20 protein-coding genes and 1 pseudogene are annotated in these 25,229 nt (G+C 65.3%); 9 read left to right on the top strand and 12 right to left on the bottom strand.

From position 1 onward, the window contains the following. The first annotated feature begins 63 nt into the window (after window positions 1-63). The 5 genes from VF662_RS09645 to VF662_RS09625 all read left to right on the top strand — a co-directional run bounded on the left by VF662_RS09645 (window position 64) and on the right by VF662_RS09625 (window position 8,912). Window positions 64-600 (top strand): hypothetical protein, encoded by a 537-nt coding sequence (locus tag VF662_RS09645; RefSeq protein ID WP_464140349.1) that lies wholly within the window; start codon window positions 64-66, stop codon window positions 598-600. Then, window positions 597-3,800 (top strand): DEAD/DEAH box helicase, encoded by a 3,204-nt coding sequence (locus VF662_RS09640; protein WP_464140347.1) that lies wholly within the window; start codon window positions 597-599, stop codon window positions 3,798-3,800. The genes VF662_RS09645 and VF662_RS09640 overlap by 4 nt, the downstream gene beginning before the upstream one ends. Next, window positions 3,797-6,883, top strand: coding sequence for a sacsin N-terminal ATP-binding-like domain-containing protein (locus VF662_RS09635; RefSeq protein WP_464140345.1), 3,087 nt, complete (start codon window positions 3,797-3,799; stop codon window positions 6,881-6,883). The genes VF662_RS09640 and VF662_RS09635 overlap by 4 nt, the downstream gene beginning before the upstream one ends. Window positions 6,884-7,187: 304 nt before the next feature. Further along, entirely contained in the window at window positions 7,188-7,889 is a 702-nt protein-coding gene (locus VF662_RS09630) for an HNH endonuclease (protein WP_464140343.1), read from the top strand. A gap of 483 nt (window positions 7,890-8,372) precedes the next feature. Next, complete coding sequence (locus tag VF662_RS09625; RefSeq protein WP_464140341.1) at window positions 8,373-8,912, top strand: hypothetical protein; 540 nt, start codon at window positions 8,373-8,375, stop codon at window positions 8,910-8,912. Here VF662_RS09625 and VF662_RS09620 read toward each other — a convergent pair. Further along, entirely contained in the window at window positions 8,798-9,208 is a 411-nt protein-coding gene (locus tag VF662_RS09620) for a single-stranded DNA-binding protein (RefSeq protein WP_464140339.1), read from the bottom strand. The genes VF662_RS09625 and VF662_RS09620 overlap by 115 nt on opposite strands. A 404-nt stretch (window positions 9,209-9,612) precedes the next feature. On the opposite strand from VF662_RS09620, the gene VF662_RS09615 reads away from it, so the two are divergent. Both VF662_RS09615 and VF662_RS09610 read left to right on the top strand, forming a co-directional pair. Continuing rightward, complete coding sequence (locus VF662_RS09615) at window positions 9,613-10,029, top strand: hypothetical protein (RefSeq protein ID WP_464140337.1); 417 nt, start codon at window positions 9,613-9,615, stop codon at window positions 10,027-10,029. 175 nt (window positions 10,030-10,204) lie between these two features. Next, window positions 10,205-11,839, top strand: a complete 1,635-nt coding sequence (locus VF662_RS09610) for an SH3 domain-containing protein (protein WP_464140333.1) — start codon at window positions 10,205-10,207, stop codon at window positions 11,837-11,839. A 75-nt stretch (window positions 11,840-11,914) separates the two neighbouring features. On the opposite strand, the gene VF662_RS09605 is transcribed toward VF662_RS09610, so the two are convergent. The 6 genes from VF662_RS09605 to VF662_RS09580 form a co-directional block, all read right to left on the bottom strand. Then, window positions 11,915-12,418: a hypothetical protein gene (locus tag VF662_RS09605; protein ID WP_464140331.1), complete on the bottom strand. Its 504-nt coding sequence runs from the start codon at window positions 12,416-12,418 to the stop codon at window positions 11,915-11,917. A 34-nt stretch (window positions 12,419-12,452) separates the two neighbouring features. Then, on the bottom strand, window positions 12,453-13,370 hold the full coding sequence (locus VF662_RS09600; RefSeq protein ID WP_464140329.1) for a HEPN domain-containing protein: 918 nt from the start codon (window positions 13,368-13,370) through the stop codon (window positions 12,453-12,455). 227 nt (window positions 13,371-13,597) lie between these two features. Beyond that, on the bottom strand, window positions 13,598-14,563 hold the full coding sequence (locus VF662_RS09595) for a DUF2493 domain-containing protein (protein ID WP_464140327.1): 966 nt from the start codon (window positions 14,561-14,563) through the stop codon (window positions 13,598-13,600). 274 nt (window positions 14,564-14,837) lie between these two features. Further along, window positions 14,838-15,767 (bottom strand): ArdC family protein, encoded by a 930-nt coding sequence (locus VF662_RS09590; RefSeq protein WP_464140324.1) that lies wholly within the window; start codon window positions 15,765-15,767, stop codon window positions 14,838-14,840. A 74-nt stretch (window positions 15,768-15,841) separates the two neighbouring features. Beyond that, window positions 15,842-16,078, bottom strand: a complete 237-nt coding sequence (locus VF662_RS09585; protein ID WP_464140322.1) for an RNA polymerase sigma factor — start codon at window positions 16,076-16,078, stop codon at window positions 15,842-15,844. A gap of 327 nt (window positions 16,079-16,405) precedes the next feature. Continuing rightward, window positions 16,406-18,433: a ParB/RepB/Spo0J family partition protein gene (locus tag VF662_RS09580; RefSeq protein WP_464140319.1), complete on the bottom strand. Its 2,028-nt coding sequence runs from the start codon at window positions 18,431-18,433 to the stop codon at window positions 16,406-16,408. Window positions 18,434-18,657: 224 nt separating this feature from the next. Here VF662_RS09580 and VF662_RS09575 point away from each other — a divergent pair. Both VF662_RS09575 and VF662_RS09570 read left to right on the top strand, forming a co-directional pair. Next, window positions 18,658-18,999: pseudogene (locus tag VF662_RS09575) on the top strand (META domain-containing protein); the annotation flags it as partial. 226 nt (window positions 19,000-19,225) lie between these two features. After that, entirely contained in the window at window positions 19,226-20,134 is a 909-nt protein-coding gene (locus VF662_RS09570) for a hypothetical protein (protein ID WP_464140371.1), read from the top strand. A 70-nt stretch (window positions 20,135-20,204) separates the two neighbouring features. Here VF662_RS09570 and VF662_RS09565 read toward each other — a convergent pair whose 3' ends face one another. The 5 genes from VF662_RS09565 to VF662_RS09545 form a co-directional block, all read right to left on the bottom strand. Next, on the bottom strand, window positions 20,205-20,474 hold the full coding sequence (locus VF662_RS09565; RefSeq protein ID WP_464140316.1) for a DUF1993 family protein: 270 nt from the start codon (window positions 20,472-20,474) through the stop codon (window positions 20,205-20,207). A gap of 64 nt (window positions 20,475-20,538) precedes the next feature. Continuing rightward, a complete protein-coding gene (locus tag VF662_RS09560) occupies window positions 20,539-20,637 on the bottom strand; it encodes a hypothetical protein (protein ID WP_464140313.1) in 99 nt (32 codons plus the stop codon). Window positions 20,638-21,066: 429 nt separating this feature from the next. Then, window positions 21,067-21,627, bottom strand: a complete 561-nt coding sequence (locus tag VF662_RS09555) for a hypothetical protein (protein WP_464140310.1) — start codon at window positions 21,625-21,627, stop codon at window positions 21,067-21,069. 649 nt (window positions 21,628-22,276) lie between these two features. Next, window positions 22,277-23,077, bottom strand: a complete 801-nt coding sequence (locus VF662_RS09550; RefSeq protein ID WP_464140307.1) for a hypothetical protein — start codon at window positions 23,075-23,077, stop codon at window positions 22,277-22,279. 82 nt (window positions 23,078-23,159) lie between these two features. Beyond that, window positions 23,160-25,229: strawberry notch C-terminal domain-containing protein (locus tag VF662_RS09545; RefSeq protein ID WP_464140304.1), on the bottom strand; the 2,070-nt coding region annotated here is incomplete at its 5' end.

Genomic DNA, 25,229 nt, shown 5'->3' with positions numbered 1-25,229 from the left:
GCTGCGGCAGAATTTTTTTTGAAGCGCCTTCCGGTTCGCCGTGCGGGCGCCGCATCCCCAATCATGGACGAGGTCGAATATCATACGATCGAGGAGGTGAAGCGGGCGCTGGCGCGACTGCGGGACCCAACGCTCGTGAAGCTGACGATGCTTGCCCGTAGCTGGATTCGGATGACGCCACAACGAGGACACGAAGACTTGCTCAGCGAAGCCCTCAGCAGGGTCCTTTCCGGACGCCGGCGCTGGCCGCTGGGCCTTCCGCTCGACGTTTTCCTGAACGGCGTCATGCGCAGCATAGCGAGCCAGTGGGTAGGGGAAGACGCCGCCCGGGCAACGATCGGTCTTGAGGATGCCGTTGGCGTAGCGTCGCCCGGCGGCGCCGGGGCATTCGAATTCCGGGATGCGGTTGCGCGGATGAGCGCCATCCTCGCCTTCGACCCCCTCGCGCGTGGTATTCTCGAGGGCGCGGTGGAAGGCTCGACCTGCGCGGAGATCATGGACAATCTCGGTATGGACGAGACGGCATACGACACCGCCCGGCGGCGGATGGTCCGGGTGTTGGCGAAGGCGTTCGGGCCCGACTGGAAGGACAAGATATGAGCAGCGTGGAAGAGGTGGCTCTCGGGCTGGTGGCAGACGGGATACTCGAATCCGGAGATGACGAAATCGTCGAGGCCGCACGCGCAGCCGGCGTTGACGTTGACGCCGTGGTGCGCCGGGTGCGCGAGCTCGTTGCCGAGCGCGTGGCCGTTTCCGACAACCGTGCCCGAGAGTTTGGCGTAGGCGACGCAGTCGCGCTGGTCTCAGACCCGAGGCGCATTGGCGTCGTCACCTCCGTCGCCCGCACCAACCGGGAGACCCGCTACGGCGTGTTTGTCGACGGACGCGTCCATACACTTTACGCTCGCCAAATTCAGGCGGCGGATCTCACGGCGAGCATGCTCTCCGCGAGCCTTGATGAGCTGAACGCGCGGCTTTCGGCCCTTCAATTGACGGCGCCGAGTCTCGCTAATCTCTATTCGCTCCAGGCGGGACGCATCGACTTCATCCCCTACCAGTTTCGGCCGGTGCTGAAGTTCATCTCGGCCGACCGGCCGCGGCTGCTGGTGGCGGACGAGGTCGGCGTCGGCAAGACGATTGAGGCTGGCCTGCTGTTGCGTGAGCTGCAGGCCCGGCGCCCGCTCCGATCCGTGATGATCGTCTGTTCGAAAGCGCTTGCGGTGGAGGAGAAGTGGCATCGGGAGATGCGCCGGTTCGACGAGGAGTTCGTCACCCTGAGCGGGGCCGATCTACGCTATTGCCTTGAGCAGACCGACTTCGACGGTGAGTGGCCGGACCGGTTCTCGCGCGGCATCATTCCTTTCTCCCTCTTCGGCGATAATCTGCTTCATGGTTATCCTGATGCCCGTGGTGAGCGCACGAAGGGCCTCGCGACACTGGAGACGCCGCCGAGGTTCGACCTCCTGATCGTCGACGAGGCGCACAATGCGAGGAACACGGACACGAACCTTCATGAAGGATTGAGGGTGCTTGCCGACAATGCCGAGGCGGTCGTCCTGCTAACTGCCACTCCTATCCAGCTGCGGGCCGATGATCTTTTTTCGCTGCTGAATCTGTTGCGGCCGGATCTGGTCATCGACAAGGCGAGCTTCGAGCGGATGGCCGAGCCGAATCCCCCCATCAACGCGGCAATCGCGGCGATACGGGCGGGGGGGACGGGGTGGCGCGAGGCCGCCGCAGGGCACCTCGCCGAGGCGGCCGCCACCCACTGGGGCGCCACTATGTTGCGGCCTTCACCCGAATTCCGCTCCGTCTTGTCCGCAATTCGCGAGGCCGACGACGGAGCCGGTCGGGTTCGATTGATTCACCGCGTCGAAGGGCTCCACAGCTTCTCGTCCATGATTAGCCGGACGCGCCGGCGTGATATCGGCGCGTTCACCAGTCGCCGCCCGCAAACCGTGCCGGTCCCGTTTACGCCGCCCCAGCAGGAGGTGCATGATGCCGTGCTGGCCATCCAGCGGTCAATCTACGCTCGAACCCACGGTACCGGCGCTCTCGGCTTCCTAATGACCACGATACGCCGCCAGGCGGCAAGCTCGCTCCATGGGCTGGTGCCGTTCCTCGAAGACATGCTCATGCGCCGCATCAACGAGGAGGAGTGGGTCGAGATCGACGACGGCGCCCTCGCCGCCGGCGGCATCGACGAGATCAGGACGGAGATCAACGAGGTTGTCGCGAAGGCAAGCGCGCTGCCGGCCGAGGACCCCAAGCTCGACCAGCTCATCCGGATCGTCCGCCAGAAAGCTGAAATGCCGAACCCGCGACTGCTTGTCTTCAGCGCCTTCAGGCACACCATCGCCTATCTCGAGGAGAAGCTGCTGGCGGCTGGGGTCCGAGTGGGCGTTATTCACGGCGGCGTTGCCGACGACGAGCGCCGACGCCTGCGCCGGGCGTTCGCTCGGCCTGCGGAGGATCCGGAATCGGTCCACGTGCTGCTCTCGTCTGAGGTCGGTTCGGAAGGCCTGGATTTCCAATTCTGCGACGCGCTCGTAAACTACGACATACCGTGGAACCCGATGCGGATCGAACAAAGGATCGGGCGCATCGATCGCTACGGACAGCGCAGCGAGACTGTAGCAATCTATAATTTCGTGACGCCGGGCACCGTCGATTTCGACATCTACGAGCGATGTCTTCTGCGCATCGGTATTTTCGAGCAGGCGATAGGCGGCAGCGAGGCGATTTTGGGCGAGATCGCCACAAGGCTTCAGCGCGTCGCGGAGGACTTCTCACTGACGGAGCCGGAGCGCCAACAAAGGCTGCAGCAGCTTGCGGACAACGAAATACGCGAAATCGCGGAGACCGAGGCGCTCGAGGAGCGAGAGGCAGAGCTGTTCGGCGTCCAGGTGAATTCGAGCCGGATGGACGACGAGATCGCCCAGGCCTCAAGCAAATGGCTGGAGCCGGCAGCCCTTGAGCGACTCGTTGCCATTCACCTGGAGCGTGTCCTCGATGCCGGACGGACGCCCATTCTTGGCCAGGGTCCTGCGAAGACGCTGAGGCTTTCAGCGGAGGCAAGGCGACGCCTGCTCCCGAAGAGGGGCCGGGGCAGTCGGCCGACCGCGGCGGAACGGGAGTGGGAAGCGTGGCTTCGAGGCGACCAGCCGGTACTCCCACTGACGTTCGACCGGGAAACTGCGAACGCCGATCGCGACATTGCGTTCATCACCCCGGTCCACCCGCTGGTGCAGGCCGCCGCCAGGTCTCTGCCGTCTGACGAGCAGGTAACGGTGTCGCTCGCGGTGGAGAGCACCACTCTCCCCGCGGGCACGCACCCTTTCGCGATTTATCAGTGGACCTTGTCGGGGTTGCGGGAGGACGCGATGCTCGTTCCGGTTACGGCCGACGAGGAGGTTCGGCGGAGCTTTGTTGACCTGCTGAGCCACGCCCGCGACGCGCCGGGTGCCGATCTCCCAGATCAGGGCGTTTTCGACGCGCTCGACGGATGGCATTTCGAGCTGTGGGAGGATCGTCGCGCCCGTCATGTCGCTGAAACCGAGGACGTGGCACGGTTCCGCCGCGACAGCCTGGAAGCGAGTTTTCGGGCGCGCATGGCCATCGTAGAGGAGCAGCGGGCACTGGCCGGAGATGATCGGATCCGGAGGATGCGGACTGGCCAGATTGACCGCGCTCGCGCCGATCACCGCGAAGCGCTTGCAAAGATTGCCCGCGACGCCGCGCGCGCCGACATCATTGCGACGCGTGTCGCAATCGGCGTCCTTCAGGTGGAGCAGCCATGATGACCGACGTCACCTTCGGGGCATGGCTTCAGGCGCTCAGGGCTCGCCGCCAGCGGTGGGTCGACGCGAGCCGGGAAAACGATTTCGATCGCGGCATCTGGAATGCCACAGTCGAGAAATATGCCGATCCGACGCACTTCATCTTCGAGTTGCTGCAAAATGCCGAGGATGCCGGAGCGACGCGAGCCTCTTTTCGCCTCGACACGGACGCGATCTCGTTCGAGCATGACGGCCGCCCGTTCGGCCGTGAGGACATCGAAGGCGTCACCGGCATCGGCAATACGACCAAGATCGATGAGGCCAACAAAATCGGCTGCTTTGGCATAGGCTTTAAGTCGGTTTACGTGATCACCGACGCGCCCGAGATCCATTGCCGTATCGAGGAGCGGCCGAGCGCCTTCACCATCAGGGATCTCGTCGTCCCTGAGATCATCCAGACCAATCACGACCGTGCCACTACTCTCATTCGCCTTCCCCTGCGGCAGGACCGCGGGGGCGCATTGCTCGACCAGGTTCGCGCGGCTTTGCGGGCGAGCGCCCCTCGGAGCCTGCTCTTTCTCCATAACCTGCGTTCGGTCAGCTGGAGCGACGGCATCGGCGGCGCCGCGAGCGAGGCTGACACTGTCGGAGATATTCGCGTCATCAGAACGAAGGGGAAAACCGGCCCCTCGAGCGAGCGCTTCCTATTGGTGTCCAGACCCGTCATTCGGTCAGACGACAGCCGCAGCTACACCGTCAAGATTGCCTTCCGCCTCAACGACGGCGGGGAAATCGTGCCCGAACCGTCGCCCACCCCTCTGGCGGTCTACTTCGACACCGAGGATCTGACCGGGCTTCACTTCCAAGTGCATGGCCCGTTCCAGCTCACCGATAATCGGGCCAACGTGAAGCGTGAGGATCCGTGGAACCAGCTGCTCGTCCGCGAGCTGGCCGAGCTCCTCGCAGACGCGCTCCCGAAGCTGCGGGAGCGCGGGCTGGTCCGCAGGTCCTTTCTCGAAGTCCTGCCGAATGGGTCTGACGAGCTGCCTGAGATCTGGGAGCCGTTACGGAGTGCCGTGCTGAAAGTGTTCAGGGACGAGGCGCTCCTTCCCACCCATTCGAGCGGTCACGTCAAGGCCAGTCAGGCCGTTCGTGGTCCCGCAGACGTGCGGGAGGCGATCGGAGACGACGGCCTCGAGGGGCTGGCGGGGCTGAAAGGAGCCAGATGGGTCCTTGGCGGCCTTCGAGGAAGCCGGACGGAGGCTTTCCTTGCTGCCCTCAGAGCTCGTGAGTTCGGGCTTGCCGAACTTATCGATGCGTTTCGCGGCACCATCGGATTCTACTGGCGCTCGCCAGAGCGGATACGCGCCGAGACATGGCTCGGGTCCTTGTCGGATGAGCGGCTGCAACGCTTCTACCTGCTACTCGACCAGGCCACTCGGCAGAAGCGACCCGGGTTGGACGGGATCCCCTTCGTCCGGCTCGAAAGCGGCGAATGCGTTCGCCCCTCAGAGGCCCGGCTTCCTCCCTCGGGCGGCGGGGTCGACGATGAGCTTGGTTCGCTCCGCCCGAAGCTCGTCAAACTGTCCCTGCTCAAAGGCGGCCGCTCGCGCGGCGCCGACGTGCGTCAGTTCCTGGAGCGCACGGGGGTTCCGGAGATCGACGAGGGAGATTGGATCGCAGGGATATTGAGCGATCACTACGCGCCGTCGCAAGCCCCGCCGCCTCTCGACCGACACCTCCAGCATGTCCGCCGTTTCGTGCGGTATTTCGAGGAGACCGGCAATACGGGGCCGCTGAAGAACGTGCGCTGGCTGCGGGCGGAGGGCATCGACGGAATGTTCACGCCGGCGCAGATATTCCTTCCGCCGCCTTTCGCAAAAAACCAGCTCGAGCGGATTTACGGCGGCAGGGTTCCAGGCCGCGACAGGCGGCCTCTATGGACGGGATACTCCCGGCTGAAGCGCCGCGACCAACTAGTGAAGATGCTCACCGATGCCGGTGCCGAGGCAAAGCTCAGCGTCTACCACGGGGAGCCAAGGCGCAATCCGGGTTGGCGCGAGCTTTCCGCCGGCTTTGGAGCGACGCGCGTGACCGGCTCGGGCGTGTCCGATGACTTCATCATCCCTGAGTTGGCAGCGATCCTCGCGCTCCGGGACGTGGAGGTCTGCCGGATGCTCTGGAACTCGATTTGCGAACTGGGTGCCTACGTCATGTGGGCACGATGGTCGCCCAATCAAAGCCGCGAACCCAATCGCTGCCTCTCGCAACTTGCCCTCGTGCTTCGTGAAACGGAATGGGTCCCCGCTGCCGACGGCACGTTTAGGAAGCCTTCGTCCATCACAAGCAGCGAGCTGGCCCAGGGTTTCCCACTCCAGCCAGCATTGAAGTGGCTTGAGGCGATCGGGTTCGGAGCCGATCACCGGCAGCGATCGGAGCTGCATCAGGCGCGGCGCAAGGCCGCGGAGTCCATCGGCCTCCCTTCCGAGCTGGCGGATCGCCTTCAGTCGATGTCGAAGGAGTCACGAGCCGCACTAGCGGCCGAGATGATGCGCCGAATATCGGACGGCGCCTTCACTTCGCCCGAATTCCCCGAGCGCGAGGCCGCCAACCCGCAACGCCGGGCCCAACGGGTGGCGCAGCGGGCGGAGGCCGCCCCCGGTAAAGTCTACGAGGTAAAGTCGCGCAGCGTGCGGGTGACAGGCGGAGACACCCGCGAAATGGCCCGCATTTACCTCCGGGATCTCTATACTAACGACGCGGGGCAGATGATCTGCCAGGGCTGCCGCCTCGAAATGCCCTTCCGGCTGGAGAGCGGCGAATATTACTTCGAGGCCGCCACGCTCGTATCCTCGCTTTCCGTCGAACTCTCTGAAAACCACCTCGCTATGTGCCCAACCTGTGCGGCGAAGTGGCAGCACGCGCGCGCGACACCGGATTCCGATCTCCTCGAGGGTCTGCAAGCTAGTGAAGTCGCGGAGCTGAAAGTGACCCTCGCCGGGGCTGCTGTTGCCCTCCGCTTCGTCCAGCTTCATTTTGAGGATCTCAGAGCGGCATTGGACGGACTCGGATCCGCCGCCGGCGGAACTGCGCAGTGCTCCTGAGGCGCCATCGAGAAGGAAGCTGAACTGGCCGGGGCCGATCCAGCATAGGCACTAAGCCGCTGCCGCGGCTACGCCAGCCGCATACTCCGGGTGAGTACCCTGCGGCCTACGGCGTTCGGGGACAGAGTTGCCCTTTCGTTCGCCCGGATGACGAGGCCTGTCCCACGACACCACTGCCGGCGAAGGCCACCATGTATCAGGCCGGAGCGAGAGCGTCCGCTTAGCGGCGTTGACGACAGGATCTGCCGTTGACGCAGTGTTTCCCGCTCGCCAACGTTCGATCCAAACAGGGGGTGAAGGTGAAATGGCCGAGTTGATCTTCAGGCGGGAGCATGCCGAGGAAGCTATCAGGCAGACGATCGGCCAAGCACGCGATAACGATAATGGGCTCGGATGGCTCTACAACACTCATCGTAAGCCCGGAGGGCAGATGCGGAAATCAAGCACAGGCTTCCTCATGTACGAAGGGGTTGCCTATCCGGTGAAGCCGCTCGGTCGCTTTGCAAATGCCCTCGCCGGACGGCCGATGAAAGAAAACCCGATCACCAATGTCTTTCGGGACCGGTTCGCCAAGCTCAAGTTCCGTTTGATTGATAGCCCGGAAGCCGAGGCCGAACAAGCAGTCGAACGTCAGCGGAAGCTCGCGCAGGTCCTGGCGCGCCCTCAACAGGCTAAGTTCCGGCGCGAAGTTTTCATGCTGTGGGGCGCCCGCTGCCTCATCACAAAGTGCGAGACATTGTCTGCGCTGGAAGCGGCGCATATCCATCGCGTGTCCGACGGTGGCAGCGATGATCCCTGGAATGGCATACCTCTTCGTGCAGACATTCACCGTCTGTTTGACGCGAACCTGATCACCCTGTCATCCGAAGGCTGGATCGTCACGGTCACCGATGGTGAGCCTTCCCATTACCGCAAATTCCATGGCCGGTCTCTGGCCAAGCGCATCGGCAAGAGCGGAAGAGCGCCGGATCTTGCCGCAATGCTTCGCGAGCGGGATGTTCGGTAGGAGATCGGGCAAAATGGTTCGAGGCGGTGGGCAGGCTGCTCTCCGGAGGTGGCGCGTACCTAACCTTCAAAGCGGGTACTGCGGCGGTGCGGGAGGTCTCCGAACATTGCTGCCTAAGTGCATGAACTTGCGCAGGAAGCCTAGACAGCGCTGCGCGCGCCCCCACGTTTGTCCCCACGCGCGGCATCGGCTTCAATGGGTTCGAGTTGGCCATCCCAGGACGACTGGGCAGCTGATGCTTCGAAGCAGGCAGCCCTCTCAGTGTAAACGAGATGCTCTATGGCTGCCCAAGCCGGCTCAACAGCGGATTGGCTGCTCAAAATATACCAAATGGAAAGCTAGCGATACGACGCTTCAGCCTTGAAGTCGGATTATAGGTGAGCTTGGCGGCCGCTCCCTGACGTGATGGCTATGGACGGGGACATAGAGGACGTGCTTGATCCTGCTCAATAAATGGTCGGCGAGGCGCAAGGGGAATCGCGGATGGCGGCGACGCTAGGGGACTTGGTGAGTGGCGACGAGCTTCGCACGGTGTCGGTGCTCCGCGCGAAACGCTTCGACGAAAAGACTGTGACCGCGGCCTCCGCGAAGTCGCTCCAGATGAAGCGCGAGGCGGAGGAACACGACGGCTGGGAGCTCGCCAAGGAGAACAAGCGGTCGCTGAGGATGCGGCGCCTGAAGCCCGAGGACCGGCAGCTCGAGGACGACGTCTGGACCTTGTTCTACCGAATGGGCTTCAAGGAGATGAACGCCGATCGTAACCTAATGGTCATCGGCAAGGACGGTGCGACCAGACGCCAGCTCGACGTGTTCGCCAAGGACGATGAGACGGTGTTCATCGTCGAGTGCACACATTCCCGCGACTGGAGGGGCCCGGCGGCCGAAGCCGCCGGGGGTAGCGAAGGGCCTCAGAACGGCACGTCGTCATCGAGATCCGTGTCGCCGCCAGCGTTGCCGGAACCGCCGCTCTGGCGCGGACGGCTGAGGAACTGGACGTCGTCGGCGATGATTTCGCAGCCATAGCGTTCGATGCCTTCACCGTCGGTCCAGCGAGTGTAGTGGAGCCGCCCCCGGACCGAGACCAGCATGCCCTTAGTGGCGTGCTGCGCGATGATGCGTCCGAGGCCGTTGAAGCAGGTCACCCGGTGCCATTCGGTATCCTTGGCGGTGAAGCCGCTGGCATCCTTGTAGGTCTTGCCCTCGCTGTCGCGCTTCGGGCGGCTGGTCCCAAGGCTGAAGGTCGCGATGTCGGTATTGCCGCTGGAGCGGGTGTCGGGATCGGCGCCGAGATTGCCGACGAGAAGGACGGTATTCGTCATGTTCTGTCTCCTGCTTTGTCGCCGGGACCGCCCCGTCGACAGCCCCAGGAATGCGAGGCGAAGCGGGAGGCACGCACCGCAGGCGGCACGCCAAGGGGAACCCCGGAGCAAGGCCGGCGCGGGCAGCCCGAAGGGCAACACGGGCCGCGGCGACGTGGGTTGCGGGGCGAAGCTGCCGAGCCAGAAGGGCTGACGAAGGAGATGGGGTAGGTCCCGACAGAGCGCAGACGGTCGTGACTCGCTTCGTCTCACGGCCTGTTCAGCGATCGGGACGAGCCCCTTTTTGTCCGGCACCAGGCCGGATATCTCGCCAGGCTTGGATGACGTCACCCGAGGCGAGAGACGGCTCGACAGGAGCCGCGGCCGGCGCGAATATCGAGGCATCAGACAAGCGAGAGGACAGGATGCAATTCGTCGAAGCGTTCGAGCGGCTGGGCTATTCCGTCGAGGCGCCCCGACAGGACTGGACTGCGGCCAACGAGCATGGCGTGTGCATTTCGCTGTGGAAGAAGGAGATGGGCGTCCAGGACGGGCTGATGTGGATGGACACGAGAGTCCATGCAGACCCGATCGAGAACTGGACGGAAAAGCCCGGCAACACGAAGCGGATCAGGCACCTCCAGCGCGCGATCCAGGAATTCGCCGGGCGCGTCGATGTGGTGATCGTCAGCGGAGAACCGGGCGTCAGCTACGGCACTGCGCAGCCCTGGCTGGCCGAGGGCGGGCGCGCAGGAACCTGGTGGCAGGTCCTCGACCTGGACGAGGAGACCGGGCATTTCGAGGTGATTACTGCGGCGCGCAACGGCCGACTGAAATCCTGAATTCGCTCGAGATCGCCTCCCATTCCTGTTCTAGCGGCAGTTCGCACTCTCAGCCCGTCGAACTTGCGAAGCCCGGTAGCCGAACCAATCTTTCAGACCATTCCCGGCCGCGGAGCGGGCCGGCAATTGCCCGCCATTCAGATCGCGGATTCGAGAAAGCCACACGGAGAGAGCCTTGAGCAATGAGGAGCATGACGAGCGGAAGTCTTTCGATATCGCGGCGGCGCTGCAGCCGGTCGTAATTGATCTGCCCGACCTCGGCGCGGTGACGCTTCGGGTTCGATCGGTCGGCTTCCTGCGTTGGTTCGATGAAGGTGAGGCGAACCGGCGGTGGAGCGATCCACAGAGCTTCGTTCGCGCTCTCCTTTCGGATCGCGCAGAACCGCCTGATGTTGCCGAAGCCAATCTCGGCCCCCGCGTGGAAAGCCTCACAGCAGAGCAGGTCGAAGCGGCGGCGGGAATCATCCTCGCATCCGCCGGCGATGCATTCGTCCCCGGCCGCTTCAGGGATCAGGACGACGCATCCGGAAACGCCGTGGACCTGACTGCGGCGGAGCCAGGCGAAACCGAAAGCGCGCGACTTTACAGGCTTGCGACGAGTTATTCGGAGCACCACCGACGCCAGAGCCAGCGCTTCCTGGATGCAGTGAAGCGCGCAAACAGGGTCGGCGATCTGTTGAGTAAAACCCACGCGCTCTCCTCAATCCTCAAAAACCAGAATGTCCTCGCCAGCGGAACGCTTTCCGAGCGTGTGATGCGGCAGGCTGAGGCGCTGCCGTCGATCTTCAAGGTACAAAATTCGATCGCCAGCGGCTTCTTCGGCTCCGAGGCTCAACGCCGAGCCCTCGCCGCTTCAGATCGATCGCAGTCGATCCTGAGGGCTGCGGATACGCTGGCATCCTCCTCCCTGTTCGAGAGCCATCGCCGGCTCGCGGAACAGCTCGCCACCCGGAATTCGCCGCTCAGCCGGCTCCAGGAGAGCGTCAGAGGCATGGCCGGACTGCGGGCGTGGCAAACAGCCGAGGAGCGCTCGCGCCTCTTTTCCTCCCGCGCCTTGTGGTCCGAAACGGTGAACAAGCAGCTTCGCCTCGGCCTGCCGGCGACGCTTTTCACATCGCTGGCTGCGCAGCTCGCCGGCACCGCTACCGGCGGGGTCCCGCCGGAACTCGCAACAATGATCCGCCCCGGCTACGAGACGGTGGCCACGGTTGCGCTTGAGGGTCTCGCCGGGCCGGGCGCCGCAGCCGAGTTGCTTCGGCGATACGGGGAGGAAGCGCAGGCTCCGATCCTGGAAGCCGTCCGGCAGACGGTGATCCAGCTGGATGCGGAGGACGCGGGTTTCGAGACGTTCATGTCGGCGTACGAAGCCGCGTGGGCGGCGATCATGCAGGCGATCGCGTCCACGCCCGACCTGATCCGCAAGCCGGCCTTCGCAGTCTGGCTCGGCATTCTGATCAGCGTCGGCGCGCTTGCGCTGAGCGGCTACCAGGTCTTCGGCCCCCCACCTGTTGAGATCACCAGCCGGATGGACCGCACGAACGACGAGCTCAGGGGCGTCAACGAGAAGCTCGAAGCCGAAAGCAAGAGCGATGAAGCGGCTCGCCACATCCGCTACGTCGAAACAGTCGTGAACCTCCGCGTGGGACCGGAGGCGCGCGCGCTTCCAATCCGTTTTGTCTACCCGGACCAGTGGGTGCGGGTTCTCGAGACCCGGGGCGAGTGGGCGAAAGTCGAGGTATTCGACTACGGAACCGATGTGCCGGTCACGGGGTGGATGAACCGCCAGTATCTTCGAAACCGGCCCCAGTAGCGTACGGCGGATCTCGCGATCGGGAGCGAGACGAAGCCTTCCCCATCGACCGGAAGTTCAAGGGGACCGGCGCGGCTAGTGTATCACGTAGCAGTTCGTCGCCTGGTCGATCCAGAAATCGATCGCGCGACCAAACACCTTCAGAGCATCATGCTCGCCCTGCTCGTCCATGATTACGAGGCGCGGCCCGTGTGACCCCGATCCGGGGCCGTCGGTCCGCGTGCCCGTCGCGCCGACAATTCCGACATGTTTAGATGCATTGCAGACCGCCTGCACGAGGTTCAGCTCGGGGCAGCGGCTCACCGCCCATTTCACCAGATCGTCCTGCTCAAGCTTACGGTGAGTGACGCCAAGGAGCCGCGCCACGGCGGGCTTCTCGGACTTACCCTGCGCGATCGCCGCCCACAGCCAGTCGTTTATGTGCCAGATCGATATTGCGCAGTTGATCCCGGCATCGCGCAGGTCTTGTTCGGTCGAGGCCGCCCGGCAGCGCTCAAGTTCCCGATACGCCTTTTCGACCTGCTGCCCCGCCCGCTCCAGGCCGAAGCTGCCCACCGCCGAGTGGAGGGTTTCACGCATCCTTCCCATAGGGTTCTCTCCAAAACGCGTTACTTCAAGCCGTCGACACATCGCCGACGGCGCGTCGGAGCTCTTCCAGGCGCTCGCGCGATACGGCTTCTACAAGGTCCCGGAGCCGCCGCACGCACAGGGTCAGGACGTCAAGATCGTCGCGGCCGATCTCGAAACTGGCGGAGTAGCGAGCCTCCACATAGGCCCGCTTCAACAGCTCGAAGCGGCGGCGCTCCAGCTTCGTTGCGCGGGGCCAGGCGTCGATCAGCCGCGGCTCATTGTCCTCCGCGAGAGACCGCAGGAACTTGATGTTGTGAGAGCGCGGAAAGTAGAGCGTCCGCACAAGGAGAAAGCAGACATAAGCGCGCTCCGTCGCCTGGTGGAGCGTGAAGGCCGCGTCCTTCCACTTTTCCTTCTCGAGGCAGAACTGCGCGATCTCAAGCGCGTCATCTACCTTCGCAATCCAGTCACGGAAGTAACCGCTCGCCATCTCATATGCGTCCTTCGGCGAGGCGGGCATGGGGGTCGCGAGCTCGTGCTGCGGAAGCTCGTAAAGCGCGATCCCGTCACGGGCGATGTCCACCCAGAAATACTCGCCCCGCTTCAGCGCCTGGTTCACCTCGTCGATCGAATGGACGATGATGTTGACGGGCCGGCAGATCTCCGGATCGCGGAGGATCTTGTCCTCGGCGACATACCAATAGTCCGCGATGTCCGTCAGATCGCGATGGCTGACCACGATCAGCAGGTCGAAATCCGACTGGTAGCCGTTCTCCGGCTCGTCCACCCAATCGTCGCGCGCGTAGCTTCCGAACAGGATGATCTTGTAGATCCGCCCGTTCCGCCGCCAGGGCTGCGTGGCACGCGAAGTGACCTCGTCGAACTCCTCCATGAGGATGCGCACGGCTCGGGCAAGCTCGCCCTGCTGCACCTGCGGAAGATGATCGACGTTAACTCGCATGAGCGCTTGGTCCCCCTTTCTCGCCCGCGATGCAAGCCGGCCAACGGTAACGCGGCGCCGTGGTCGGAGGTGAGAACATGCTTGTGGACATGCGCCAGGCCTTACGACGATGGCCTTCCGGGTCCCGGCGCCGCGACCGCACGATGGCGGCCTCAGCAAGGTAGGGGCCGTTCCGGGGCGAGCGCAAGAGTGGCTGAACCGAGCGGAGCCGGTTCAGCCACGCGCGGCTATGCCGCCGCCGCGGCAAGCCGGGCTTCTCCCTTCGGGTGCGTCCCGAGCGACCCCCGGCGATCAACGACGGCGACGCCCTGCTCCTTCGCCTGGATGACGAGGCGCTCCAGAACGCCGTTTCCGGCGAACGCCACGACGAAGCGCGGTTTGAGCGAAAGCATCTGCTCATTGCGCTTGAACCCGGCGCGGGAGCCGAGCCGGCTGTCGAGGCCGAAAGCGATCTGCGGGACCTTGCGGCGCTCGGCCCAGGAGGCGGCCAGACGGTCGACGCCCTTGCCGTCACCGCCGTGGACGAGGACCATGTCGGCGACGTGGTCACGCACCTTGTCGAGCGTGTCCCAGACGTTCGCCGCGAACGACTTTGCGTCCCCTCCGCTCGCGAAAGACAGGCGGCCACCGGCGAACACGACCGGCGTTCCCTGCGGCATCGTGGCCGTCCGGCGGGCTTCGGAACGGGCCCTCAGGAACTCTCGTCCCTCGACGACGGCAGAGGTCAGGTTCGCCCCATGGTTCAGCCGCGAGCCTCCGGCAGGCCTCCAGGAGGAGCCGGTCTCGTTCATGTAAAGGGCGGCCGCGGCTTCCCGGAAGCTTTCCAGGCCGAGCATCGCGACTTCGGCTGCGCGGGCCCGCGCGATGTGGTTCTCGAGCTCGGTAGTGTGGACTTCGGAGCCGTCCGCCGACGCGATCAGCAGGCGGATCTCGTCCGTCGCGCGATCGATCTGGCCGCTGCGCTTCGTGGCCGCACGATGGAAAAGGTTGACGATGCCCCAGGCGAGCTCCTCGGCGTCATCCTCCAGAGCCGTGTCGGGGAACAGCGCGAATAGATCCGACCAGATCGCGCCGAGCGTCTGGTCGACGGCATCGGGGTCCGGAAGCTCAGAGGAGGCAGTCGAGCCGATCCGCTCCACTCTGAGATGTCCGAGCCCGAGCTGCGCGAGCTGAGCGGCAAGGGTTGTGTGCATGATGCGTCTCCCGTCATTCCGACGCCGGACGATCCGGCGACGGGAGCCCGTGAGACCCGGCACAGGCGCGGGGCCGCACCGCGCGGCGCGCGGGGAACCCCCGGACGAGGCTGGCGCGGGCAGCCCCGCAAGGCGGGGCAACACGGGCCGAAGGCCGGCGGGTTGCGGACCGGCGGCGACGGGTCAGGGCCCCTCTCGCGCCGGATCGCGGGGACGACCGGGGGAAGGCTGTCACACAGCTCGAACCGTGCCCCGCGCGAAAATCGCGTCGCCGTCAGGCCGCAAGGCGCTGCGCGTCCTCCGGCACGTCAGCAGCTTCGTCGGCCCTGCCCCCGAGGCGCAGGAGCAGCTTGCATGCTTCCTCGGCTTTGGCGGCCGCCGTCAGGATGGCCCGGCTGTCGCTCTTCAGCACCTTGAGCCAGGACGCGAGGTAGCTCGCATGATGGTCGAGATGGGCAACCGGTAGGCCGAGCTCCGCGCCCAGCATCGCCGCGGCAAGCTCGGCGATCAGCTCCTCGACCGCATAGGCATCGTTGCCGAAGCGCCCGGCGAGGCTCCGCCCGAGCCGGCTGTCGTGCCCCGTCCAGTGGGAGAGCTCATGCGCCAGGGTGGCGCGATAGTGGTCGGGATCCTCGAACGCGGATGGATCGGGCATGGTGATCCGGTCGGCTCCAGGTTCGTAGAACGCTTCGCTTCCCTGGTGACGCAGCCGGGCCGGAATGTTCGTGAAGAACATGTCCAGGGCGAGGTCCCGCGCCGTCGGCTCGGGCAGCGGCCGGGGCGCTGGAAAGAAGCGCTCCGGCAGGCCGTCGACCTGACAGGCGTTGAACACGGTGAAGCTCTTGAGGACGCGCCTTGCCTCGTCCTGCACGAGGCCTGTCTCCCGATCCTCGACCTCTTTCGAATAAGCCTTGTAGAAGATGGCGTTCGTGCCGCTCTCGCCCTTCCGGACCTTCCCGCCCAGAAGCTTGGCCTGGTGGTAGGTGAGCCAGAAGGGAGACCCATGGCCCGCGGTCTCTGCGGCCATCCAGAGCAAGAGCGTGTTGATGCCCTGGTAGGGCGTCCCGCAAGCTCGAAGCGGCCGGGACGAGCCGGCGGCGTTCCAGGGCCTGATCCACGGACGGGTGCCCGCTTCCAGGCGCTCGATGATCGCCTTCGTGATCGTGTCGGCGAGGCTTCGCAGAGGGGGTGAGGATTTGCGCATTTCTGGTCTCCCGGGTGCGGTCATTCGCGACCACCCGGGCAACCGCACTCTTTCCTCTAGAGTGGGGCGCAAACTCACCAGAATTTCCACCAGGGCCGCGCCTGGCGCTCGAGTTCGCGGTCGAGGCGGTAGAGTGCGTCGGCGAGGTGCCCCCTCGCCTCCTCGCTGGAGATGCCGAGGCGCTCCGCTATCCCGTCGTAGCGGAGGCCCTCTCGCGCACTGAGGAGGAGCACCTCCCGCTCGATCGGCCGGAGCCTTGAAGCGGCCTTTTCCAGCTGGTCGAGCCGAGGCGTGCGGGGAGTATTCGGCATGGAACGTCTCCTCATGCTCGGCAGGGGTTGAGGGCGGCGGGGAACCCGGGCGGCAGTCCGTTCCGACCTGTGCGCCATCCTCCCCAATCTCCTGTGAGGCGTCGCCGCCCTTCCGGATGGGTGATGGCCGACTGGTCAGTGAGGCACCTCAGCTAGGCGCTTCGGTCGGGTCGATTGCGGCGGATAGTGGGGAGTGCCTGCATTTCCCTTTGGGCAATCCCTGTGGCCACTTTTCACTAATTCCGGTCGCCGCCCTCAGCCGTTGCCGAGGGTGACCGGGCGGCCCTTCGTCAGGAGGACCGCCCGGGAAGAAGTGCCCGGGAGACGTCAGGCGGCTTCTTCGATCTCGTGATCGGCGTCTGTCCCCGAACGTTCGCCAATCTCGCCTCCGGGGCCGGGAGCGGGGTCCGTGCTGCCTTCGCCCACCGGTTCGACGGGCTCGGCCGGCGCCGGTGCGAAGCGCATCGCCTCCGGCACCCAGGCGAGCGCGGCCTCCTTCACCTCGATTTCGGCGATGAAGTCGCCCGAGAAGATCCGCTCGCAGGACTGGGCGAGCTCGGCCTTCTTCGCCTTGGCGTAGCGGCCGGCAAGGGGCGCGCCTCCGATCTCCTCGAGCGCGGCGAGCGTGACGCCCTTCGGCACCCGGTCGAAGTAATTGACTCCGGTCGGCCGCCACCAGCCCGCGACGTCGATGCCCAGCAGACGGCCGAGATGGTCGTGGAACCCGCAGGCGCGTTCGCCCACGAGGTTGAGGCTCGCCTCCAGCGTCCTCGCCACCGCATGGCCGAGCCAGGCCGCTCGCACCTCGTCGGGCAGCAAGCGGAACGCGTCGAAGCGTGCCGCCCGCGTCTTGCCTCCCGTCCAGCTGCGATCGAGCAATTCGGTCGCCTGCTCCTGGGCGTTCGTTGCCGCCGCGCCCGGAGTCTTGAAGTCGAAGACGGGGTTGGACGGCGGCAGAGCGGTGAGCGAGGAGCCACTCTTTTCGCCCGAATAGCCGGCCTCTCGGTCAATCATCAGGAAGATGGCGAGGTCGAGCGCCAGGCCGGAATCGGCCGCGACATGGACGGCGAGAATGTCCCGCCGCTGCATCGCAAGCTCGTCCACGAGCCTCTGCGACAAACCCGCAGTGCGCGCGGAGTTGGGCCGTCCTTCCGAGAAACCGTCGTCACGCCCGCCTTCATCGACGTCCGACGCCTCGCCGTCCGTCGCTTCGACGTAGAAGCTGGCATCGAGCCGCGGACGCCCCTGCTCGTCGAGGATGAGGAAGGTTCCGACCTTCGGCTTCAGCACCTCGTCGATCAGCGGAGGCTTGTTGACGATCGTGTCGATGGCGTCCCTGAGTTCCCGGACCTTCACTTCCGCCTGCTCGCGCTCCGCCTCCCCCGCCTCCTCGTCCTGAAGCAGGTCGATCAGATCCTCGATCTCCCCCTCCAGCGCATCGACGCGCGCGGTTTCCTCGTCGCTGAGCCGCGGCGTCTCTACCGGAAGACGGCGCAGCCCCTCGATCTGCGAATGACCGATCCAGCTGTCGAGCGTCGCCCGGACGAAGGCGAGACCGTTCGCGGCGGTCGCCTCGGCAGCAAGCGCCTCCATCTTCTCGACGGCGAGCCGCTCGAGCAAAGCCACGTCGAGCCAGCGGGCAGCACCCTCCTCCGAGAAGAGATCGCGCTCGACCCGGCCTCCGGCGCCGACATAGACTTCTTCGCCGACGAGGCGTGCCCGACGGTCGCTGGCGCTGACCGTCGCCTGCGTCATCATGCGGCGGACGCTGTCCGGATGGTTGGCGGCGTAGCTGCGGCCGACCTGCTCGAACACCCAGGCCTGCCGTTCCCGGTCGGGCGTCGCCGCATAGGCCTTGGCGACGTCGAGGCTGATCTCTCCGGCACCAAGGGCGTCGAACACGACCGGCGTGAGGTTCGCCAGGCGCAGCCGGCCCTCGACAAAGCGGACGGAAAGCCCGAAGCGGCGGGCTATGCCCTCGACGTCGGAGCCCTGCTCGATCAGCTGCTGGAAAGCGAGGCATTCGTCGGCGGGATTCATCGAAAGGCGCTGAAAGTTCTCGGCGAGGCTGGCCTCGCGGCCCGCCGATGCCCCTTCGACCACGAGGCAGCACACCTCGAAATCCTTCGCGAGCTTGCCCTCAGCCGCAAGGCTCTGAAGCGCACGGCGACGCCTCTCGCCGGCTTCGACCGCGAAGCTGCCGCGCGGCTTAGCCGCGCCGGTGACGACGAGATTCTGAAGAAGACCGCGCGCTTCGATGTCGGCCTTGAGCTCCAGGTCGGCCTGCTCATCCGTCCTCCGCCGCACATTGCGCGGACTGGGCACGAGCTTGTTCAGGGGAATGGTTCTGATCATGGAGGGTCTCCGGATGAGAGCCGGTGCGGCCTTTCCGCACCCGTCGCTCACCCGGCCTCCGTTCCCTTTCCTCTCAGCTGCCGCCCGCCGGAGATCCACTTTGGATCGCGTCCCTATCGGTGCCACCACCGCCGGCTCTTGCGGATGCCGAGGGGCTGGTTCTTGCGGCACGGATAACGAACCGCTGCTTCCGTTAAGGTGCCGTTCGCCCGCAGCCGTGCGTTATGTCGGCGATGACTCGCCTCACCTCCTTGCTGCTCGCCGCCGCCGCCGCCTGCTCGTCCGCGCCGTCGGCACCGGCTGCGCCGGCGCCGCAAAGTCTTCTCGGCCAGTGGCGGGTCGTGGCGCTGGAAGGCCGCCCGCCGGTCGTGGGGCGCGATGGCCGGCCGCCCGTGCTCACCTTGAACGAGCATGGCTATGGCGGCTATGCCGGCTGCAATTCGTTCGGCGGGCAGGGGTTGATGCACGAGGGCCGCTTCTACGGCGGATTCGCCCTGTCCACCGCGATGGCTTGCGGGCCGCCGTTCGACGAGCAGGAGAGAGGCGTTCAGCGCCTGCTGGCCAGCGCGCCGGGGATCGAGTGGCTTGGGCCCGACCGGGTCGCCCTCGTCGCCTCCCCCGGGCGGCTCGAGCTGGCCCCCATGGGTCCGCTGCCCGCCGACCGCTTCGTCGCTCCGGCCATTCCCCTGATCGGCACCGCCTGGAGCTTCGGCACGCTCGACGGCCGGCCGATCGAGATGCCCGGTGCGCGCGCAGGCCCGATCCTGACGGTGGAAGGCGATCGGTTCACCCTTGCCCTGTCTCGTCGCGGAGGGCAGCTGGGCTCAGGCCGGCCCCGGCGCGGTCGCGCTTGCGCCCGACCACCGCACGGCGCGCGCCTGCAACCCCGCCTCGCGCGTGCAGAGCGAGGCATGGCTGGCGGCGATGCGCGGGGCGCTCCGCTACGGCAACGGACCCAATGGCGAGATCCTGCTGGCCGGCGGCGGCCACTGGATGGCCGGGGACCTCGTCCGCCGCGGCAGCAGGGACGCCGCCTCGCTCGCCGGCCGCTACGAAGTCGAGGGCGGCCCCACCGCAGCCCAACGCAAGGGCGCCGAACCGGCCGAGCTGATCCTCGCCCGCAACGCTTATTATTTGTGGGACGGTTGCAATCGTACGGAGGGGGTGGCGATCGCATTCGAGCGGCAGCTGTTCCTTCACAGCAGCGGCCTTTCTACTCTCGCAAACTGCCTGCCTGGCCGCGACAACGCCGGACTCAAGCAGATCGTTATTTCCGAGCCGCGGATCGGCCGCGTCCAGGGCGGCCTGCTGCTCTCGTCCCCGGCCGGCGCCGTCCGCCTTCGCCGCACGGGCGATGCTCCGCCGGGCACCGGCGGAGTCACAACCCGCCTCGCGCCCGGCGTGCGCTTCAATCTCTTCGGGGCTCCCGGCGGCACTCTGGCAATCCTGCCGGGCAACCGCTTCCGTTTGATCCAGCCCTGCGGCGTCACCGAAGGGCTCTGGCGGGCAGCTCCGCGTGAGACGGACGGCCCCGTCCGGTTCGGCCCGGAGAGGTCGGCCGAGGCCTGCCAACGCGACCCCGCCGTACGAACCGTACAGCGCGCCTTCCTCGGCCATGTCGACGTAGCGATCGGCCCAAATCGCGACATTGCCTTGTTCACCGGCCGCTTCGGTGCCGTACGCGCCCGGCTGGAGCGCTGAGGCATGACACGACCGACAGCGGACTGGCAGCATCAGGCGTGTTAGGTGAATGTTGCCGCCTGTAGACGACCTAATCAGCGGGGGCGGTGCCGGGACTCAGGTAGGCAAACATGTGTGGCACATAGTCCACCTTCCCGAGAGGCACCCCCGCCTGCCGAAGAAGGGCGTAGGCGATCATCTGGTGGAATGCGACCTGGGGCAGTGCCCAATCGAGGACATACTGCTCCCCAGGCATGTCAAGGATCATCCCCATCGGCAGATCGTGCGCGATGGGCCTCTCGGCAGCGAACTCGAACTCCTCCGAACCGACAGTGGCGAGCAAGGCCGCTGCGTCGGCCACTCGAGCCCGCGCTTCTGCCCAGGTGCCGGGTTTCTCTCCACCACCCCGGCCCTCCTGCCGAACCTCAAGCACGCTTTCCGGGACAGCCTCGTCCGCGAAGGCGGTAGACGGGCTCCTGCGCCTGGAAGGCCAGGAAGCGCAGCTGCGTCGCCAGCGGAAACATGTCAGGTGCGAGCCTGAGGGTCAGCAGTCGATCCGGGGCCTCCCCGCTCTGCGACGAACGTCTCCGCCTTATCAAGCCATCCGGACAGCGCGTGCAATTGATTGGAAAGCGAGCCGATAAGAAGACTTGTGAGGCGCATGGGATCGCGAGTGGACGGTAGGAGCTCGTAAGAGCAAGCCCGATCAGCTCGCCTGCTCCGTTCGTGCTTCAAGCGCGCCCACGACCGCGGCCATGTCTTTATCGCCGCGACCTTGGCTGCAGTCTCTCCCAGGAGCGCCCGACAGAGATCGATCAGAGGCGATGCACCTCCGGCCTCTCGCCCGGTACTGGTTATCAAGCGCGTGCTGTTTAAGGCATCGGCGACGGGCGTTTGCCGGCAAAAGCCGCGCTCGAGCGGCTCGCGGATCGAGTGCCACCCGCAGAAATACGTTAGAAGCGAATGGTGTTCATGGTTGCGATAAGCTGCCGACAGGCTGCTGCGGTTCGGCAGGTTCCATCGATCCGAAGGGCGGGCCGCACGACACCTTTCGCCTCTGCGTCATTGGCGAGGGGAACATCAGCTGACCATATGTAGCGCGCGCCGCTTTCGTTGGCGCCGTCGCCCGGGAGATCGAATCGATGGTACGGGATGCCGTCAATTACCTTGCGCAGCGCGGGCCTCATGTTCTCGCGACTGGGAGAGGCCTCGTTGAACCCGAACAGGACTTCCGCCCGCCATCCCTCTTGTCCGATTACGGCCACGAAGCTGTCGCTACTCAGCCTCTCCACAGCATCCTGGCCAATAGCAAGAGTGCAGCACCTCGGCACCAAGAAAGCGTTCGGCCGGTCAATCCGGGGTCGGACGTAATCGGCCGAATTCAGCGTTCCCGATTTCTTGACGGGCGGCTGTTCCTCCTCGGCGCCCCGGCTGGATCCACCGCATGACGGCGCAATCGCGCCTATCACCGCCAGCGCAATGACGAGGCGGCTTTGCAGCTTACCTCGCCCCATAAACTGCTAGCATCCGTTGGCGCTCGTCCGTGCAAGGAGTGCGTTTTGCAGTTCCCCTCGGGATGCTGGCGGCCATCACGCACGGTCCGGTTGCACCATCGGTCCGATGATTGAAGCCGATAGCGTGGCCGAATTCGTGCAGTATAGCCGTTTGATAATCCGTCTGACTACCAAGCCCCCCCGATGGCAATGTTTGAGCGCAATAGAAGTCAGTGGACTGCTGAGTTTCTCCGGGGTCAAAATAGTAGAGCATGTTCGTATTTACGTATATATTCGCATCTGTTCGCACATAACGGCCGCCAGAATATTGACTTGTGCTGATTGTGCGCATTGGCTCTGTCGAAGACAGTCCACTGGCATCTTGAATGTTTATGTAGTTATAATCGGGATTATTGGTCTCGTCGACGTATGTGTTCGTGAAATTTTGGGCAACCTGTGTGATCTGAAAACGTGCACCGGTGTTGTTCCAGGTCGTCGCGGCATCCCCCGTCGGCCCATCACAACCCGCAGGCATACGATTATGGATCATCACTGGCTTTGACGTAACGCTCCAGGGTTCGGACGTAAACGTCACCTGAGCGAACACAGGTGACGGCAGAACCAACACTGCAGCGATGGCGAACCTAAGTGGACGCATCACGAAACTCCCTCAATTTGCCTGGATCTCATTCAGATTCGCCGGCGCCTGGAACGGAGAGGTTGGTAGCAAAGTAGAACCGCTCACCCGGTAGAAAGGCGTTATCTCAACGGCCGCCCTCGCATTGCCGCGTGCCGAGGTCGAGTTCCTGTAGAAGGCGCGCGAGGCCAGAAGCAATATCTCCTCGCCGGCCACCACGGGCTCCTCAATCGAAGACTCCACCTTTCTTGAGCGGGTCTGGCCACTCAGCCGGCGCAACTCGATGGCGTCGCCGACGCTGATCCGTTCCGACAGTGGCCGCACGACCGTGAGGGTGACCGTCGATAGATATCCGTCACCGCGATCGTCGCTATTGTTGATGCTGCTGACGCGGGCGACTGCGGCGGTATCTGACAGGAGAATATTCTGCCGAAGCGTTGCACCGCCCTTCACTCGTGCTGCCGCCGCTTCCACCAAAGCTCGACCGCTTCCTGCACTCGCGCGGACGTCGCCTGGAGTGAAGCCCAACATTGCGAGCTCCTGCGACAGGTCGATGAGGAAGGCCTCGCCCAAGCGCTGTCTTTGTTCAGCATCGTCGACGAAGGGAGGGGCAGGAAGACGAAGGCCGACGGCCCGCACAAGGCCGTTCAACGATTGAAGGTCGGATCCGGCGTTGCCCAGCCTCTGAGCGCGGGATTGCTGCTGCTGCTTCTTTCCCTCCAGGAACGCCTCGGTTCTTTCTCTTTGTGCCGGAGGCTGCCCAACCTGCGCCGAGCCCGCGGCGGCAATAGTGATGGCGGCCAAACCCATGAAAAAATACGCCTTACCGGACATCTTTGTCGCTCCAACTCGGTGGAGCTGGCCGGAACCGCTCTGACGAATTCGTGTTCCCCGAAGACTGATCCGATATGGACATTTACGCTCTAACGCGGTGGAGCTGCGAAAGCAGTTCACGTCCATCAAGATCGGGTTCTGGTCCGGCGCCGAAGCTGATGCCGGTATCCGGCAGAGGATGACGCGGCATGAGCCGCGCTAGCACCGTGGCAGCACTATCAACCGGCACGAACAGCCGCGTCTGGTAGCGGATGATCTCGGTGAAACAGCCTTGTGCTTTGTACCAAGTGAGGCGCGCCGAGGAGAAGCCGGCCAACTCAAGCCGTTGGCTTCCGTTGACGAGCGACCGCTTAAGGGTCAGCTCCTCAGGGCCGCGGAACGACAGCGGTTTGCCGGACCTGAGAACGGTGGCGGCCAGTTCGTCCGGAGCGACGTCCAGCGACATGTCCAGGCCCAGCTTGCTCCCAAGGTCCGCCAGATAGGGGGTGGGTATTTCCCTTCCGAGCAGCGAACGCCCGTCATCGGCGGCGATGCGGATCACCTGGATATAGTCGCCTCGAAGCTTGTCCCAGACGGGCAGCAGAAGCCCCGTCGCGAGGTGCACGGTCTCACGCCGGAGCGTGGCTTCCGCCTCTACAACCTCCGCGTCCCAGGATCCGCCGAACTCCTCAACGGATGCCGGTTCCCAGCTGTCTCCGCCAGGCGCTCGCGCGGCAGATGTTCCCGCTTCACCGGGCGGATCAGCTCGTAGCGCCCCGATCGGCAGCCCCTCCTCCGACATCAGGCTCCGCGCGTTTATGCGAAGCGCCGCCTTGCCGGATCGCCGGTTTATCATCGGCACTGCGTCGGGCCGCGAGTTTCGGAGATCCAGCAGCCGCTCAAGCCGCAGCGGCCTCAAGCGCCGCACCAGCTCGACCCGCAGCAGGTGGGTGGTTGCTCCCGAGCTCGGATCGGCGCCGATGACCTGGTCGTCGAGCACCTGGAACCGGTCGACCGGCATGGTTTCGACGCCGAGGTCGAGCGTCCCGGCTTCACGCGCTGCCGCGACCCGCGACTCGATCAGGCCGAGGAGCTCGTCGAAGATGGCGATCTGCAGATCGATCCGAAGGGCCAGCAGCCGGTTCAGCCAGCGCTGGATCGGCGGCAGGTCCTCGCGCAGGCTACCGCCCTCGCCTTCGAGCTTCAGCCCGATGAGCGACTGGAACCGGGCGAAGGTGACCGAGGCGAGCTTGCCCGCGAACAGCAGATGATACCAGCTGGTGAGCGCGTCCCTGGCGTAGCAGCTTTCGAGATTGTCGGCCGGGTCGAACAGGTTCTGGCCTCCCGTCTGGCGCTGGCCGCGGGTGAGCGCCCCGAGTGAATCGAGCCGGCGCGCGATCGTCGAGATGAAGCGCCGCTCGCCGCGAACGTCTGTCGTAACCGGCCGGAACACGGGCGCCGAGGCCTGCCGCGTGCGGTGAGTGCGACCGAGCCCCTGGATGGCGGCGTCCGCGCGCCAGCCGGGCTCGAGCAGATAATGGACCCGCCGGACTTGGTTCCTCGCTCCAAGGCAGGCATGATAGGAACGGCCGGTGCCGCCCGCGTCGGAGAAGACGAGGATTCGCTTGTCGCCCCGCATGAAGGCGTCGGTCTCGATGAGGTTCGAGCGTGCGGTGCGGTTCTCCAGCTTCTGCCGGCCGTCCGCCGCCGTGACAAGCCGCCGGGTGCGGCCGGTCACCTCCGCAACAGCCCCAGTTCCGAACCGTTCGATCAGGGCGTCGAGGGCAGTCGCAATGGGGGGCAGCGCGCAGAGCTGCTCGATCAGCCCGTCGCGCGCCTGGAGCGCCGCCTGGCAGTGGACGGGCCTGCCCTCCTCGTCAGTCATCGGCTCCGAGCGGATATTCCCCTCGGGATCGGTGAAAACCCGCATCTGCCGTGTCGGAAAGGCCGCGGAGAGATAGTCGATCACATATTCGCGGGGGCTGAGGTCGATCTCCAGCGCTTCCCGCTCTTCCGGGCTGTGGTCGGCGAGCCGCCGGTCGAGCATCGCCTCGGCCGTCGAGACGAGCTGGACCACGACCGCCTGACTCGCGGCGACGTCGGCCTCGTCGCTGGCGATGTCGAGCTCAGGCGCTTTGCAGCAGCGCCGGATGCGCAGTTCGTGCGGCTCACC

The organism is Allosphingosinicella sp. (assembly GCF_036387215.1).
GTDB lineage: Bacteria > Pseudomonadota > Alphaproteobacteria > Sphingomonadales > Sphingomonadaceae > Allosphingosinicella.
The sequence above is the reverse complement of the archived record's forward strand: the minus strand, read 5'-3'. Positions and strand labels throughout refer to the sequence as shown.